Below are 14,266 nucleotides of genomic sequence, written 5' to 3' on the forward strand. Positions count from 1 at the left end.
ACTGTCGAGGGCACTACCTTGAATACAATTCTACGATGAGATGCTCCTGGATCGGAAGATCTATTTCTTCCCTAGTGGGGTAACGTACAACTTTGCCGCTCATATCAGCGGCTGACAGTTCAAGCCAAGCCGGAACGGTCTTGTGGGCAAGAGCCTCACCGATTTCTTTGATGATGGGCGAGGATTTGCTGCCTTCCGCTACCTGGATCACATCGCCGGCTTTTACCTGAGCTGACGGAATGTCAACTCGTTTGCCATTCACGGTGTAATGCCCGTGGCGGACCAGCTGTCTGGCCTGGGTGCGGCTGCCGGCTAAGCCTAAACGGTACACCACATTATCCAGTCTTCTTTCCAGCAATACCAGCAGATTTTCACCGGTAATCCCTTTTTGGCGGTCAGCCTTTTCAAAGTAGGTACGGAATTGACGCTCTAAAATACCGTAAGTGCGGCGGGCTTTTTGCTTTTCTCTTAACTGAATTCCATATTCAGACGGTTTCCTGCGGTTGTTTTGTCCGTGCTGGCCCGGCGCATAGCCGCGGCGGGTGAAGGGGCACTTATCAGTATAGCATTTGTCGCCTTTCAGGTACAGCTTGGCGCCTTCCCGGCGGCACTGCCTGCATACAGGACCTGTATATCTTGCCATCTCCTATGACACCTCCCGATTTATTATACTCTTCTGCGTTTGGGCGGACGGCATCCGTTATGGGGAATCGGCGTCACGTCCTTAATCAGATTGACTTCAAGGCCTGCCGCCTGCAAAGAACGGATAGCCGCCTCACGGCCGGCGCCCGGTCCCTTTACATAGACTTCAATTTGTTTCAGGCCATGTTCCATCGCGGCTTTAGCAGCCTGTTCAGCAGCCATCTGGGCCGCGAAAGGGGTGCTTTTCCGGGAACCTCTGAAGCCAAGGCCACCGGCGCTGGCCCAGGACAAAGCATTGCCGCGCGAATCGGTGATGGTCACGATGGTATTGTTAAAGGTGGAGCGGATATGAGCAACGCCATACTCAATATTTTTCCGTTCTTTCCGTTTAGTTCTGACGACTCTTTTTGCTACCAATCGTTATTTCCCTCCTTTTCTTTGTGATTCCTTTTATTTTTTGCGTCTCACGCCAACAGTCCGTTTCGGCCCTTTGCGGGTACGGGCATTGGTTTTAGTCTTCTGTCCCCGCACCGGCAATCCGGCCCGATGCCGTTTGCCGCGATAACTGCCGATTTCGATCAGTCGCTTGATGTTCAGGGATTCTTCCCGTCTCAGGTCGCCTTCCACTTTGTAGTTCTTGTCAATGGCCTCACGCAGTTTGGCGACTTCTTCTTCGGTCAAATCACGAACCCGGGTATCAGGGCTGATTCCGGTTTTCGCAAGGATTTCTTTAGATAGAGTTAAACCGAGACCGTAAATATATGTCAATGCGATTTCGATCCGCTTGTCGCGTGGTAAATCCACCCCGGCTATACGTGCCATCTGGTATACACCTCCTACCCTTGTTTTTGTTTATGCTTTGGATTTTCACAAATCACCATGACATGGCCCTTGCGTTTAATTACTTTGCATTTTTCGCATATAGGCTTAACCGATGGTCTAACCTTCATAGTGAAGCCTCCTTACATATTACCCGATTTGTCGGTGTTTTTAATTGAAAAACAATTATTTAAAACGATACGTAATCCGGCCTCGTTTTAAGTCATAAGGGGTAATCTCCACCGTAACTTTATCGCCCGGCAAAATCCGGATAAAATTCATACGCATTTTACCGGAGATATGCGCCAGCACGATATGTCCATTTTCCAATTTGACCTGGAACATGGCATTGGGTAACGCTTCGACTACCGTGCCTTCTACCTCTACCACATCTTCCTTGGACACGCTCTCTCCTCCTCATCCGTTTCTCTTTACGGCACAGCTTCCCGCCGTGCATGATGTTTTCCGGTTTCATTAGCGAACCACGCCGGACCTGATTCTTTTTAAGCTCTCGTCAGAATCTCCGGCCCGTGCGCGGTGATAGCGATGGTGTGCTCAAAGTGAGCCGAACACTTGCCGTCGGTGGTGACTACAGTCCAGTCGTCCTCCAGCGTCTTTACAGCGTAAGTTCCCACGTTCACCATCGGTTCAATCGCTAATACCATACCGGTTTTTAATCTCGGACCGTGCCCAGGACTTCCGTAATTCGGAATCTGGGGGTCCTCATGCATGCTCCGGCCAATTCCGTGCCCGACATAATCCCGAACTACACTGAACCCGTTGCTTTCCACATAGGCTTGAACTGCGTGAGAGATATCGCTCAACCGGTTACCTGCTCTCGCTTGTTCAATGCCCTGGTACAGGGACTGTTCGGTTACGTCCAAGAGTCTTTGGACTTCGGAATCGATCTCACCTACAGGCAGGGTAATAGCGGCATCACCATGGTACCCATTTATTACCGCGCCTATGTCAATACTAACAGTATCACCATTTTTTAGCTTTCTTAATCCTGGTATGCCGTGGACAACTTGCTCATTCACCGAAGTGCAGATATTGCCGGGAAATCCGTAATATCCTTTAAATGACGGGATCGCACCACAGCTTTTGATAAAATCTGCCGCGATCTGATCAAGTTCCTGCGTAGTAATACCCGGTCGAACCGCTTTTTTCAGTTTTTCCAGGGTTTGGCCCACGATACGGCCGGCATCACGCATATAATTGATTTCTCGCTCGGATTTCAGGATAATCATGCTAATTCGCCTCTCAGGCTTTTGACAATATCGTCCATGACTCGATCAATGGATTGGAGACCATTGATTTCGGTATACAGACCTTTATCTTGGTAATACTCGATCAGCGGTTTGGTTTGTGCATGATACACCGTCAGCCGGTTATGAACGGTTTCTTGCTTGTCATCGCTGCGCTGATACAATTCGCCTTGGCATTTGTCGCAAACGTCAGGATGGGCTGCCGGATTATACTCCACATGATAGGTGGCACCGCAGCCGCGGCAGATCCGACGGCCGGTAACCCGTTTCACCAACTCGCTGTCCGGTACGGTGACATTAATGACCCGGCTTAAGTGAATGCCTAATTCATGGAGAGTGACGTCCAAGGCTCTGGCCTGTTCCAGTGTACGGGGGAATCCGTCCAGGATGAATCCTTTGGAGGCATCGGGTTTAGCCAGTCGCTCTTTCACGATGCCGATGGTCACGCTGTCAGGAACCAATTGCCCCACATCCATAAATGCCTTGGCTTGCTTGCCCAGTTCGGTTTGGGCTTTTACCGCCTCACGGAACATGTCGCCGGTGGAAATATGGGGAATCTGATACTTTTCTACCAGCTTCGCCGCCTGGGTTCCCTTGCCGGCTCCCGGCGGTCCCATCAAAAGAATATGCATAGCAGCGCCTCCTACTTCATGAAACCCTGGTAGTGGCGCATCAGAATTAACGCCTCTATCTGTTTCATGGTATCCAGCGCCACACCCACCACGATCAGGAGAGCCGTACCGCCAAAGTACACTCCCTTAATACCGGTCACTGCCGCTACAAAATTCGGCAGAATGGCAATTAAAGCCAGGAATACGGCGCCGGCTAAGGTAATCCGGCTCATTACACGATCTAGATAATCAGCGGTCGGTTTGCCTGGGCGCAGGCCCGGAATAAAACCGCCGTATTTTTTCATGTTCTCTGCCATATCCGGGATGTTTAAGGTAACCGCAGTATAGAAATACGTGAAGAAAAGGATCATCAACGCATACAATACTGTCTGCAGAGGGGTACCCCACTCAAACCATGAAGCCATGGTTTTTACCCAGCCAACATCAACAAACTGAGCGATGGTTACCGGAAACATGAGTACGGATGACGCAAAGATTATCGGAATAACCCCTGCCTGATTAATCTTCAGCGGGATATGAGTCGAATGTCCACCATAGGTTTTGCGTCCGACTACCCGTTTAGCATACTGCACCGGGATCTTGCGCTGACCTTGTTGGATCGCAATTACAAATACAATCATCGCCAGGGCGATAATAATAAACAGCAGTAAGTTTCCAATATGGATGGTTCCTGCCGCCAGATACTGATACAGGACATAGAGACCGTCCGGCAGACGGGAAACAATACCGGCGAAGATAATGAGAGAAATGCCGTTGCCAATTCCTTTTTCGGTAATCTGTTCGCCTAACCACATCAAGAACACAGTACCGGCGGTAAGTGTTAAAGCAATTAGTAGAATGTATCCGATGCTGGGATTGATAATGGCTACCCGCAGCCCGTAAGCCATGCCAATGGCTTGAATAAAGCCCAAGAGCACTGTGCCGTAACGAGTCAGCTGGGTGATTTTTTTCCGGCCTTCTTCGCCTTCTTTGGCCCATTGTTCAAACTTCGGCACCACGATCGTCAACAGTTGCATGATAATGGATGCGTTGATGTAAGGGGTGATGCTCATGGCAAAAACCGAGAACTTGCTAAGGGCGCCACCGGAAAAAAGGTCCATTAGCCCAAAGAGATTACCGGTGGTGAAAAGCTGCTCTATAACTGCGGCGTTCACACCGGGTACCGGAATGTGAGTGCCTGCCCGGAACACCAGGAACATAGCCAGGGTGAAAACTACCTTTTGCCTAAGTTCAGTAATCTTGAATACATTAGACAAAGCCCCTAACACCTAGATCACCTCGACTTTGCCGCCAGCGGCCTCAATCTTCTGGACTGCCGATTTGGTAAAGCCGTGGGCTCTTACAGTGACAGACTTTTGCAGTTCGCCATTGCCCAGAATGCGTACACCATCGCGCACATTTTTCAGTACGCCGGCTTCCACCAATTGGACGGGATCCACAACAGCACCGTTATCGAAGCGGTTCAGTTCGCTGATATTGATGACAACGAAGTCTTTGGCAAAAATATTTTTAAAGCCGCGTTTCGGCAGTCGCAGGTAAAGGGGCTTTTGGCCGCCTTCAAAACCGGGACGTACGCCACCGCCGCTGCGAGCCTTCTGACCTTTATGGCCTCTACCGGATGTTTTGCCAAGACCAGATCCCAAGCCCCTTCCTACGCGGGTACGCGACTGTTTCGAGCCGGGCGCCGGAGATAATTCGTGGATTTTCATGCTAGCACCTCCTTGAAAACTAGTCTTGCGTTTCTTCAACAGTAACGAGATGTTCTACCTTTTTGATCATTCCTTGGATCGCCGGGGTAGCTTCATGAACAACGGATGAATTTGTTTTTCCCAGTCCCAAGGCTTTTACGGTGGCCCGCTGAATTTCCGGCCGGCCGATCAGGCTCTTGGTCAGAGTAATTTTGACTTTTGCCATTGTGTTATCCCCCTAACCCAAAAGTTCCTGAACCGTTTTACCGCGCAGTTCAGCCACTTTTTCCGCCCGTTTGAGTTGTTCCAGTCCGGCTAAAGTAGCCTGAACCATGTTGTTGGAGTTAGAAGATCCCAAGGATTTCGTCAGAATGTCGCGAATACCGGCTAGTTCAAGTACTGCACGGGCCGGGCCGCCGGCAATAACGCCGGTACCTTCGGAGGCCGGCTTCAACAGTACGCGGCCGGCGCCAAATTCGCCGATAACCTGATGGGGAATGGTGGTACCTACCAAAGGAACGTTAATCAGATTCTTCTTGGCGTCTTCTACGCCCTTGCGGATGGCTTCAGGAACTTCGGCTGCCTTGCCCAGTCCAGCGCCCACATGGCCGTTTTCGTCACCGACTACTACCAAGGCGCTGAAAGAGAAACGGCGCCCCCCTTTTACAACCTTGGCAACCCTGTTGATATATACTACTTTTTCTTTCAGGTCTAACTTTGAATAGTCAATTCTAGGCATTGATTTCCCTCCTTTGTTGCCAGATTAGCTAGAATTGGAGTCCTGCTTCCCGGGCGGCTTCGGCTAATGCCGCAACCCGACCGTGATAGATGTAACCGCCCCGGTCAAATACAACTTGGTTAATACCCTTCGCGAGAGCGCGTTTGGCAATAGCGGCGCCGATCACCTTGGCCGCTGCGATGTTACCGCCGTGCTCCAGGCTCGCAGTCAGTTCTTTATCGACAGTGCTGGCAGCTACCAGAGTAGCGCCGGTCTTATCATTGATGATCTGAGCGTAAATGTGATGCAGGCTGCGGAACACATTCAAACGGGGTCTGTCAGCAGTGCCTTTCACAGTGACCCTTACTCTTTTATGCCGTTTCTGCCGTGATTCGTTTTTGTTTTCCTTTTTAAGCAAGGTATTCACTCCTTTCTTAATGACGCTGTAGCACTAGACCGGGCTTACTTCTTGCCTTTGCCGCCGGCCTTGCCCACTTTGCGGCGGACATGTTCTCCCTCATACTTGATGCCCTTTCCCTTATAGGGTTCAGGCTCTCTATAGCCACGAATCTTAGCGGCCAATTCACCGACCTGATCTTTATCAATGCCGGAAACAACGATCTTGTTGGGAGTCGGCACATCAATCGTGATTCCTTTAGGCGGCTCTACCACAACCGGGTGGGAGAATCCCAATGTCAGATTCACCTTGGTTCCGGACTTGGCTGCTCTATAGCCTACCCCGGCAATTTCCAGTGTTTTGCTAAACCCTGTCGTTACGCCGGCAACCATGTTGGCAATCAAAGTGCGGCTCAGTCCGTGCAGCGATCGGTGTTCTTTCACGTCGGACGGACGTTGAACCAGAATATGGTTATCTTCAATAGCAATCTTCATATCATGATGAATAACGCGGCTCAATTCGCCCTTCGGACCTTTGACCGTCACCAGATTTCCGTCTTTTACGTTCACGGTGACGCCTTGAGGAATCGCAATGGGCGCTCTACCTATTCTCGACATATTGCACCTCCTATACCTGGCTTTTCATTCGTGCTGCATTTCCTAATTTCCCAAAACTACCAAACGTAGGCGATCACTTCGCCGCCCAGACCGCTTTTGCGGGCGGTTTTATCGCTCATTACGCCCTGGGATGTGGAGATCACAGCGATTCCCAGTCCGCCTAAAACCCGCGGCAGCTGATCTTTCTTGGCATAAACCCGTAAGCCGGGTTTCGAGATGCGCTTAATGCCCGTGATTACTTTTTCCCGGTTGGCGCCATATTTTAAACTGATTCGCAACACACCCTGCTTATCATCGGTAACAAATTCAAAGTCCTTGATAAAGCCTTCGTCCTTCAAGATTTGGGCAATTCCCTGCTTAATCTTGGACGCCGGAAATTCTACTTTATCATGATAAACCGAGTTGGCATTGCGAATACGAGTCAGCATATCGGCAATCGGATCGGTCATTACCATGGAATGTACCCCCTTCCTGTTATCGCGTATCCTCCCGCCGGAGGACTACCAGCTTGCTTTGGTGACGCCCGGAATAGCACCTTTGTAGCTGTATTCCCGGAAACAAATTCTGCACATTTCAAACTTGCGCATATATCCGTGCGGGCGGCCACAAATCTTGCATCTATTGTATTGGCGTACCTTATATTTCGGTTCACGGCTCCATTTTTCAATCAATGCCTTTTTGGCCATGTTTTTGTCTGTCCCTCCTTCTCTAAGCCTAAGCGGCGAAGGGCATGCCCAGCAGCCGCAGCAGTTCTCTGGCTTCTTCATCGGTTTTGGCAGTGGTCACAATGATGATCTCCATGCCACGAACCTTATCCACTTTATCATACTCGATTTCCGGGAAAATCAGCTGTTCTTTCAGACCCAGCGAATAGTTGCCCCGGCCGTCAAAAGCCCGGGGGCTTACTCCCCGGAAGTCTCTTACGCGGGGTAACGAAGCATTGATGAGTTTATCAAGAAACTCATACATCCGTCCGCCACGCAAGGTAACTTTGGTTCCGATTGCCATGCCCTGACGGATTTTAAATGCCGCAATAGATTTCTTGGCTCTGGTTACTACCGGCTTTTGGCCGACGATCAAGGTCAGGTCATTCACAGCGGCATCCAGCACTTTGGGATTACCGACCGCTTCACCGACACCCATATTGACGATCACTTTTTCGACCTTGGGAATTTCCATGACGTTCTTATAACCGAATTTCTCCATCAGGCCTTTGGTTACTTCGTTCGTATATTTTTCTTTTAACCTGGTCACAGGCAGTTACCTCCTTTCCGCGCTATTTGTCCTTATCGATGATCTCGCCGCACTTTTTGCAGGCCCTGGCCAAAGAACCGCTGGCCAAAGCGGCCTTTTTGATGCGGGTGGGTTTGTCGCAGGCCGGACAAACCAGCATCACATTGGAAGAATGTATCGGCGCTTCCTTGGTCAAAATGCCGCCCTGGGGCATTTTCTGGGTCGGTTTGGTATGGCGTTTTACTTTGTTGACGCCCTCTACCACGATTTTGCTTTTCGTAGGCTGAGATTCGATAATCTTGCCCTTTTTACCTTTATCTTTTCCTGACAATACCAGTACGGTATCGCCTTTCTTAACATGCATTTTTTGAGCTTCCGCCATCTCTGGGACACCTCCTCTTTTGCAACAACTTGAGTTGTCGGCTCAGACCTGTCAATCCGACTTAGCTCGAACCCAATCTCCTGACGGTTACAGCACTTCAGGCGCCAGCGAAATGATTTTCATGAAATCTTTATCGCGCAATTCCCTGGCCACTGGTCCGAATATACGGGTACCACGGGGGCTTTTGTCTTCTTTAATCACCACTGCGGCATTCTCGTCAAACCGGATATAGGAACCGTCGGCGCGGCGCAGACCCTTTTGGGTACGAACCACAACCGCTTTTACTACATCGCCTTTCTTGACAACGCCACCGGGTGATGCATCTTTAACCGAAGCGACAATCACATCGCCAATATTGGCATATCTACGATAGGAACCGCCCATGACCCTGATGCACATGATCTGCTTGGCGCCAGTGTTATCGGCTACGTTCAGAATAGTTTGTTGTTGGATCATCGTTATCCCCTCCTTTTTGTCTACATTGACATTGCTGACAATCGATGACCGATGGCCATTTACTTCACTTTTTCCAGAATCTCAACGATTCTCCAGCGTTTATCCTTGGACAAAGGACGGGTTTCCATAATCAAAACCGTATCACCGGTCTGGCATTGGTTATTTTCGTCATGAGCCTTGAATTTGCTGGTCATTTTGATGGACTTTTTGTAGAGGTCATGCTGTACCAGCCTTTCTACCGCCACGACGACCGTCTTATCCATCTTATCGCTGACGACTTTACCGATACGGGTTTTCCGCTCGTTTCTTTCGCTCACCGTATAAAAGCCTCCTTCCGCTTGCTGTTGTCAAAGTCAACTGTATCGTTTCTTAAGCCTGTTGGGCTTTCAGTTCCCGTTCCCGTTGCACGGTTTTGATCCGGGCAATGGTTTTCTTTACTTCCCGAATGCGCATGGGATTTTCCAGTTGACCGGTAGCAAGCTGGAACCGCAGATTAAACAGTTCGTCCTTTAAGCCGGCCACTTTTTGGTCCAACTCAGCGGAAGACATGTCACGGACGTCTTTAACCTTCATCTGCTACACCCCCCACTTTCTCGGCAAACTCTTCACCCTTTTTGACAAACTTGCTCTTGATGGGCAGTTTGTGGGCTGCCAGACGCATTGCTTCACGGGCAACGTCTTCCGGCACACCGTCCATTTCAAACATAACCCGTCCGGGCTTAACCACCGCTACCCAGTATTCAGGAGAACCCTTGCCGCTACCCATACGGGTTTCAGCCGGTTTAGCGGTAACAGGTTTATCCGGGAATATTTGAATCCATACTTTACCACCCCGCTTGATAAAACGGGTCATGGCAATACGAGCCGCCTCGATCTGACGGTTCGTGATCCAGGCCGGCTCCAGCGCAACCAGACCGAAAAGGCCATGGGCAATGGTATTACCTTTATTGGCTTTACCGGTCATGCGTCCCCGGAACTGTTTGCGGTGTTTGACTCTTTTCGGAAGTAACATTACTTATCGCTCCCTTCGGAAGCAGCGGCATTGACGGGTGCCGCAACCTTTTTAACAGGCAGCACTTCGCCCTTGTAGATCCATACCTTGACGCCGATGACTCCATAGGTGGTATGAGCTTCCGCCGTGCCATAATCGATATCGGCTCTCAAAGTGTGCAGCGGAATGCTTCCTTCACGATAGGATTCGGTACGGGCGATTTCTGCACCGCCTAAACGACCGCCTACCATGACTTTGATTCCCTTGGCGCCCATGCGCATGGTGCGGGATACAGACTGTTTCATCGCCCGGCGGAACGCTATACGTTTTTCCAGCTGGGCTGCAATGTTCTCAGCCACCAATGTAGCGTCTAATTCAGCCTGTTTTACTTCGGAAATGTTTACGTCTACTGCTTTATCAGTGAGTGCTTTGAGATTTTTTTTTCAGTTCTTCGATTCCGGCGCCGCCGCGGCCGATTACCATACCCGGCTTGCCGGTGGCAATGACGACTTTTAACCGGTTGGCTGCCCGCTCGATTTCCACGCGGGAAACGCCGGCTGCATAAAGCTTCTTCTTGATAAATTCACGGATCTTTATATCTTCATGCAGGTTCTTTGCATAATCTTTATCAGCGTACCATTTGGCATCCCAGGTCTTGATGACGCCGATTCGTAATCCATGCGGATTGACTTTTTGCCCCACTTCTTGTCCCTCCTTCGCTAATTATCTTTCTTTCACAACCACCGTTACGTGACTGCTGCGCTTTAAAATCTTGAACGCCTGTCCCCGTGAACGCGGATGAATCCGTTTCATGGTCGGTCCCTGATCCACATAAGCGGCAGAGACGTACAGGTTGTCGGCATTCAGGTCATAATTGTGCTCGGCATTGGCAACCGCCGATTTGAGCACTTTTTCGATGACTTCAGACGCCACTTTCGGGGTGTATTTTAAAATAGCGAAAGCTTCGCCGACATTTTTGCCACGGATCAGGTCCATAACGATGCGGACCTTACGCGGCGCAATGCGTACATATTTTGCAATTGCTTTAGCTTCCATACGTGTGTGTGAACCCCCTCTCTTGTTCCGATACTCAGTACTTCCCGTCACATTACTTCAAAGAAGTTGATCTTTCGGTATGACCGCCATGACCTTTAAACGTACGGGTCGGTGCAAATTCACCCAGTTTGTGCCCTACCATATCCTCAGTCACATACACAGGCACATGCTTGCGGCCATCGTGAATGGCAATAGTGTGGCCGACGAATCCGGGCAGAATGGTGGAACTGCGCGACCAGGACTTGACCACTTTCTTTTCGTTCTTGGCGTTCATGGCATCAATCTTTTTGAGCAGGCTTTCATGAACGTATGGTCCTTTTTTTATCGATCTGGACACCCTGCAGGCCTCCCTTCAAAAATATATTACTCACGGCTTATTTACGTCTCTTAACGATCAGCTTATCAGAAGCCTTTTTCGCACGGGTTTTAGCGCCCATGGCGTGTTTACCCCAGGGAGTAACCGGATGTTTGCGCCCGACCGGTGAGCGGCCTTCGCCGCCGCCGTGCGGATGATCTACCGGGTTCATGACTACACCGCGGTTAGCCGGGCGAATGCCCATCCAGCGGGAACGGCCTGCTTTGCCGATCGTGATGTTTTCATGTTCCAGGTTGCCGATCTGACCGACAGTCGCCCGGCACAATACATGGACTTTTCTCAGTTCACCGGACGGAAGACGCAGCAGTGCGTGATCTCCTTCTTTAGCCATCAGTTGGGCGCCGACGCCAGCCGAACGAACCAATTGACCGCCTTTGCCGATTTTCATTTCCACGTTGTGCACCATGGTGCCTACCGGAATGTTTTTAAGCGGAAGCGCGTTGCCGACTTTAATGTCAGAATCCGGACCGCTGACTACAGTATCGCCTACATTCAGCCCCAACGGCGCCAGAATGTAGCGTTTTTCGCCATCAACGTAATGAAGAAGCGCGATTCGCGCCGAACGGTTAGGATCGTATTCAATGGTCGCGACTTTTGCCGGAACATTGTCTTTATTGCGTTTGAAATCAATAACTCTATATAAGCGTTTATGCCCGCCGCCCTGATGTCTCACGGTCATACGGCCTTGGTTGTTACGGCCGCCCCGCTGAATCAGGCGTTCTACCAATGAAGGTTCAGGTTTGTCAGTGGTAATTTCCGAAAAACTGGCCACTGTCATAAACCGTCTGCCTGGAGCATAAGGCTTGAAGGATTTAACTGCCATTTGTGCCCCTCCTTTTATCTGTCTGCCTGGGGTTTACCTGAACGGATTATACGCCCTCGAAGAATTCAATTCTCTGACCTTCGGCCAGTTTTACGATGGCCTTTTTATAATCCGAACGCTTGCCCTGAGTCCGTCCCATCCGCTTGGTTTTGCCCATGACCCGGATGGTGTTGACGTTTAAAACTTTGACTTTAAACACTTGTTCAACCGCCTGGCGGATCTCCACTTTGTTGGCTTTGAGCGGCACAACAAAGGTATATTTGTTGTCCTGCATCATTGCGGTGGTTTTTTCCGTAACCAGAGGCCGAATCAGTACGTCGCGCGGATTTTCCATTACGCCAGCACCTCCTCTATACGGGTAACTGCGTCTTTCGTGATCAGGATCTTATCGTGATGCAAGAGATCAAACACATTCAGTCCCATCGAGGTGATGGCCTTAACCCCTTCGATATTGCGCGAGGATTTTTCCACGTTTTCGTTTTCCTCTGCAGTGATGATCAGCGCCTTGTTATCCGCTGCATTGAAATTTTTCAGCAGATCGATAACCTGCTTGGTTTTGGGTTGATCGAAACCAATCCCGTCTACTACCAGCAACTCGCCTTCAGCCACTTTTGCCGACAATGCCGATTTAATAGCCAAACGGCGCACCTTGCGGGGCATACGGAAGGAATAGCTCCGGGGCTGAGGTCCGAATACAGTACCACCGCCGACCCATAGGGGAGAACGGATACTGCCGGCGCGAGCCCGGCCGGTGCCTTTTTGCTTCCAGGGTTTTTTGCCGCCGCCGCGGACCTGGGCTCTGGTTTTTGTGGCTGCCGTACCTTGACGCCGGCTGGCCAACTGCATCACCAATGCCTGATGAACCACAGCTTCATTGAATTGAATGCCAAACACATTCTCATTTAATTCCATTTCACCGGTTTTTTGCCCGGCGACATTATATACTGCTACTTTTGGCATATAGCGCATCCTCCTTTCCTACCAAACGGGGCTTATTTCCCCGGTTTTACGGTGTTTTTAATCACGAGGAAACTACCTTTGGGGCCAGGGACAGCGCCTTTGATCAACAGCAGGTTGCGATCTGCATCCACCCGTGCCACCGTGAGCCGCTGTACAGTCACCTTGTGACCGCCCATACGTCCGGGCAATTTTTTCCCCTTGAATACTTTGCCGCCGCCGCCGCTCATCCGAGGGCCCATCGATCCTGGCTCGCGATGAGATTTGGAACCGTGGCCCATAGGTCCGCGTCTGAAGTTATGACGTTTAATGCCGCCGGCAAATCCTTTGCCTTTACCGGTGCCAGTCACATCTACCAGGTCACCCTGAGCAAAAACATCCACTTTAACGGAATCACCGACAGTGTATTCCGGCGCATCTGCCAGACGAAATTCGCGAATAAACTTGACCGGTTTAACGCCAGCCTTAGCAAAATGCCCTTTCATGGGTTTCGTAACGTGTTTATCTTTAACAGTGCCGAACCCTAACTGCACTGCGTTATAACCATCACTCTCAACCGTTTTGGTCTGCAGTACGACGCTGGGGTTAGCCTCAATTACAGTGACAGGAAGCACGGAACCTTCCGGTGTGAAAATTTGCGTCATACCCAGCTTTTTTCCTAAAATACCTTTAGCCATTCTAGCCACCTCCTCTACAGCTTGATTTCAATATCCACGCCAGCCGGCAGATCCAGACGCATCAGAGCATCTACGGTTTTCGGCGTCGGCTCGATGATGTCGATCAGGCGCTTGTGCGTACGCATTTCAAACTGCTCACGCGAGTCTTTATTTACGTGCGGCGAGCGCAGGATGGTGAAGATATTTTTTTCCGTAGGAAGCGGAATCGGGCCGGACACCATAGCGCCAGTACGTTTAGCGGTTTCGACAATTCTCACCGCACTCTGATCCAGCGCTTTGTGATCATATGCTTTTAAGCGAATACGAATTTTTTGTTGTTTTGCCATATAAGTCCTTTATCCTCCTTATCGCCCAGTTTCATGAACGGACATACTCGGCGGAAATTTCCCTTTCGTCAGACCTTACCGGCCCGTCAGGCAACCTTCCGCGTCATCGCGGGTTGTACATCCACTATCTATCAGCTTATTTTTAAAATTCATATGGAAAGAAGGGGCATGTCGCCCCTCACTTCCCAGTTAAGAGCTTATTATAAAC

At 50.3% G+C, this 14,266-nt stretch carries 28 protein-coding genes and 1 pseudogene; all 29 read right to left on the reverse strand.

The window, feature by feature from the left end; genetic code table 11:
* Positions 1–13: 13 nt before the first annotated feature.
* Positions 14–643, reverse strand: a complete 630-nt coding sequence (gene rpsD, locus ALO_RS03325) for a 30S ribosomal protein S4 (protein ID WP_004092848.1) — start codon at positions 641–643, stop codon at positions 14–16.
* A gap of 23 nt (positions 644–666) precedes the next feature.
* Positions 667–1,059 (reverse strand): 30S ribosomal protein S11, encoded by a 393-nt coding sequence (gene rpsK, locus ALO_RS03330; RefSeq protein WP_004092849.1) that lies wholly within the window; start codon positions 1,057–1,059, stop codon positions 667–669.
* A 33-nt stretch (positions 1,060–1,092) separates the two neighbouring features.
* Entirely contained in the window at positions 1,093–1,464 is a 372-nt protein-coding gene (rpsM, locus tag ALO_RS03335) for a 30S ribosomal protein S13 (protein WP_004092851.1), read from the reverse strand.
* A gap of 14 nt (positions 1,465–1,478) precedes the next feature.
* The gene (gene rpmJ, locus ALO_RS03340) at positions 1,479–1,592 is read right to left on the reverse strand and encodes a 50S ribosomal protein L36 (RefSeq protein ID WP_004092858.1); all 114 of its coding nucleotides are present in this window, start codon (positions 1,590–1,592) and stop codon (positions 1,479–1,481) included.
* Positions 1,593–1,647: 55 nt separating this feature from the next.
* Positions 1,648–1,866 carry a translation initiation factor IF-1 gene (gene infA / locus ALO_RS03345; RefSeq protein WP_004092860.1) on the reverse strand — a complete coding sequence of 73 codons (219 nt, stop codon included), beginning with the start codon at positions 1,864–1,866 and terminating at the stop codon, positions 1,648–1,650.
* 98 nt (positions 1,867–1,964) lie between these two features.
* Positions 1,965–2,711: a type I methionyl aminopeptidase gene (gene map / locus ALO_RS03350; protein ID WP_004092861.1), complete on the reverse strand. Its 747-nt coding sequence runs from the start codon at positions 2,709–2,711 to the stop codon at positions 1,965–1,967.
* Positions 2,708–3,361: an adenylate kinase gene (locus ALO_RS03355; RefSeq protein WP_004092863.1), complete on the reverse strand. Its 654-nt coding sequence runs from the start codon at positions 3,359–3,361 to the stop codon at positions 2,708–2,710. Before ALO_RS03355 ends, map begins: the two co-directional genes overlap by 4 nt.
* An 11-nt stretch (positions 3,362–3,372) precedes the next feature.
* Positions 3,373–4,629: a preprotein translocase subunit SecY gene (secY, locus tag ALO_RS03360; RefSeq protein WP_004092865.1), complete on the reverse strand. Its 1,257-nt coding sequence runs from the start codon at positions 4,627–4,629 to the stop codon at positions 3,373–3,375.
* Positions 4,630–5,070, reverse strand: a complete 441-nt coding sequence (gene rplO, locus ALO_RS03365) for a 50S ribosomal protein L15 (RefSeq protein ID WP_004092867.1) — start codon at positions 5,068–5,070, stop codon at positions 4,630–4,632. It lies immediately after the preceding gene.
* Between the two features lie 19 nt (positions 5,071–5,089).
* Positions 5,090–5,275, reverse strand: a complete 186-nt coding sequence (rpmD, locus tag ALO_RS03370; RefSeq protein ID WP_004092869.1) for a 50S ribosomal protein L30 — start codon at positions 5,273–5,275, stop codon at positions 5,090–5,092.
* A gap of 12 nt (positions 5,276–5,287) precedes the next feature.
* Complete coding sequence (rpsE, locus tag ALO_RS03375; protein WP_004092871.1) at positions 5,288–5,788, reverse strand: 30S ribosomal protein S5; 501 nt, start codon at positions 5,786–5,788, stop codon at positions 5,288–5,290.
* A 28-nt stretch (positions 5,789–5,816) separates the two neighbouring features.
* Positions 5,817–6,185: a 50S ribosomal protein L18 gene (gene rplR / locus ALO_RS03380; protein WP_004092873.1), complete on the reverse strand. Its 369-nt coding sequence runs from the start codon at positions 6,183–6,185 to the stop codon at positions 5,817–5,819.
* Positions 6,186–6,229: 44 nt separating this feature from the next.
* The gene (gene rplF / locus ALO_RS03385; RefSeq protein WP_004092874.1) at positions 6,230–6,781 is read right to left on the reverse strand and encodes a 50S ribosomal protein L6; all 552 of its coding nucleotides are present in this window, start codon (positions 6,779–6,781) and stop codon (positions 6,230–6,232) included.
* 56 nt (positions 6,782–6,837) lie between these two features.
* Entirely contained in the window at positions 6,838–7,236 is a 399-nt protein-coding gene (gene rpsH, locus ALO_RS03390) for a 30S ribosomal protein S8 (protein WP_004092875.1), read from the reverse strand.
* A gap of 45 nt (positions 7,237–7,281) precedes the next feature.
* Positions 7,282–7,467, reverse strand: coding sequence for a type Z 30S ribosomal protein S14 (locus ALO_RS03395; protein ID WP_004092876.1), 186 nt, complete (start codon positions 7,465–7,467; stop codon positions 7,282–7,284).
* 28 nt (positions 7,468–7,495) lie between these two features.
* Positions 7,496–8,035, reverse strand: coding sequence for a 50S ribosomal protein L5 (rplE, locus tag ALO_RS03400; protein ID WP_004092877.1), 540 nt, complete (start codon positions 8,033–8,035; stop codon positions 7,496–7,498).
* 22 nt (positions 8,036–8,057) lie between these two features.
* Positions 8,058–8,396: a 50S ribosomal protein L24 gene (gene rplX / locus ALO_RS03405; RefSeq protein ID WP_004092879.1), complete on the reverse strand. Its 339-nt coding sequence runs from the start codon at positions 8,394–8,396 to the stop codon at positions 8,058–8,060.
* An 87-nt stretch (positions 8,397–8,483) separates the two neighbouring features.
* A complete protein-coding gene (gene rplN, locus ALO_RS03410) occupies positions 8,484–8,852 on the reverse strand; it encodes a 50S ribosomal protein L14 (protein ID WP_004092881.1) in 369 nt (122 codons plus the stop codon).
* A 59-nt stretch (positions 8,853–8,911) separates the two neighbouring features.
* Positions 8,912–9,169: a 30S ribosomal protein S17 gene (rpsQ, locus tag ALO_RS03415; RefSeq protein WP_004092883.1), complete on the reverse strand. Its 258-nt coding sequence runs from the start codon at positions 9,167–9,169 to the stop codon at positions 8,912–8,914.
* Positions 9,170–9,221: 52 nt separating this feature from the next.
* On the reverse strand, positions 9,222–9,425 hold the full coding sequence (gene rpmC, locus ALO_RS03420) for a 50S ribosomal protein L29 (protein ID WP_004092885.1): 204 nt from the start codon (positions 9,423–9,425) through the stop codon (positions 9,222–9,224).
* Positions 9,415–9,864 carry a 50S ribosomal protein L16 gene (gene rplP, locus ALO_RS03425; RefSeq protein WP_004092887.1) on the reverse strand — a complete coding sequence of 150 codons (450 nt, stop codon included), beginning with the start codon at positions 9,862–9,864 and terminating at the stop codon, positions 9,415–9,417. Before rplP ends, rpmC begins: the two co-directional genes overlap by 11 nt.
* A pseudogene (rpsC, locus tag ALO_RS03430) lies at positions 9,864–10,545 on the reverse strand (30S ribosomal protein S3). The gene rplP and the pseudogene rpsC overlap by 1 nt, the downstream one beginning before the upstream one ends.
* Positions 10,546–10,566: 21 nt before the next feature.
* On the reverse strand, positions 10,567–10,899 hold the full coding sequence (rplV, locus tag ALO_RS03435) for a 50S ribosomal protein L22 (protein WP_004092889.1): 333 nt from the start codon (positions 10,897–10,899) through the stop codon (positions 10,567–10,569).
* 52 nt (positions 10,900–10,951) lie between these two features.
* Positions 10,952–11,236: a 30S ribosomal protein S19 gene (gene rpsS, locus ALO_RS03440; protein WP_004092891.1), complete on the reverse strand. Its 285-nt coding sequence runs from the start codon at positions 11,234–11,236 to the stop codon at positions 10,952–10,954.
* Positions 11,237–11,273: 37 nt separating this feature from the next.
* Positions 11,274–12,098, reverse strand: a complete 825-nt coding sequence (gene rplB / locus ALO_RS03445; protein WP_004092893.1) for a 50S ribosomal protein L2 — start codon at positions 12,096–12,098, stop codon at positions 11,274–11,276.
* 46 nt (positions 12,099–12,144) lie between these two features.
* Positions 12,145–12,432, reverse strand: coding sequence for a 50S ribosomal protein L23 (gene rplW, locus ALO_RS03450; RefSeq protein WP_004092895.1), 288 nt, complete (start codon positions 12,430–12,432; stop codon positions 12,145–12,147).
* Positions 12,432–13,058, reverse strand: coding sequence for a 50S ribosomal protein L4 (gene rplD, locus ALO_RS03455; protein ID WP_004092897.1), 627 nt, complete (start codon positions 13,056–13,058; stop codon positions 12,432–12,434). Before rplD ends, rplW begins: the two co-directional genes overlap by 1 nt.
* Before the next feature lie 32 nt (positions 13,059–13,090).
* Positions 13,091–13,732 carry a 50S ribosomal protein L3 gene (gene rplC, locus ALO_RS03460; RefSeq protein ID WP_004092899.1) on the reverse strand — a complete coding sequence of 214 codons (642 nt, stop codon included), beginning with the start codon at positions 13,730–13,732 and terminating at the stop codon, positions 13,091–13,093.
* A 14-nt stretch (positions 13,733–13,746) separates the two neighbouring features.
* Entirely contained in the window at positions 13,747–14,058 is a 312-nt protein-coding gene (gene rpsJ, locus ALO_RS03465) for a 30S ribosomal protein S10 (protein WP_004092901.1), read from the reverse strand.
* Positions 14,059–14,266: the final 208 nt, after the last annotated feature.

Source organism: Acetonema longum DSM 6540 (genome assembly GCF_000219125.1).
GTDB lineage: Bacteria > Bacillota > Negativicutes > Sporomusales > Acetonemataceae > Acetonema > Acetonema longum.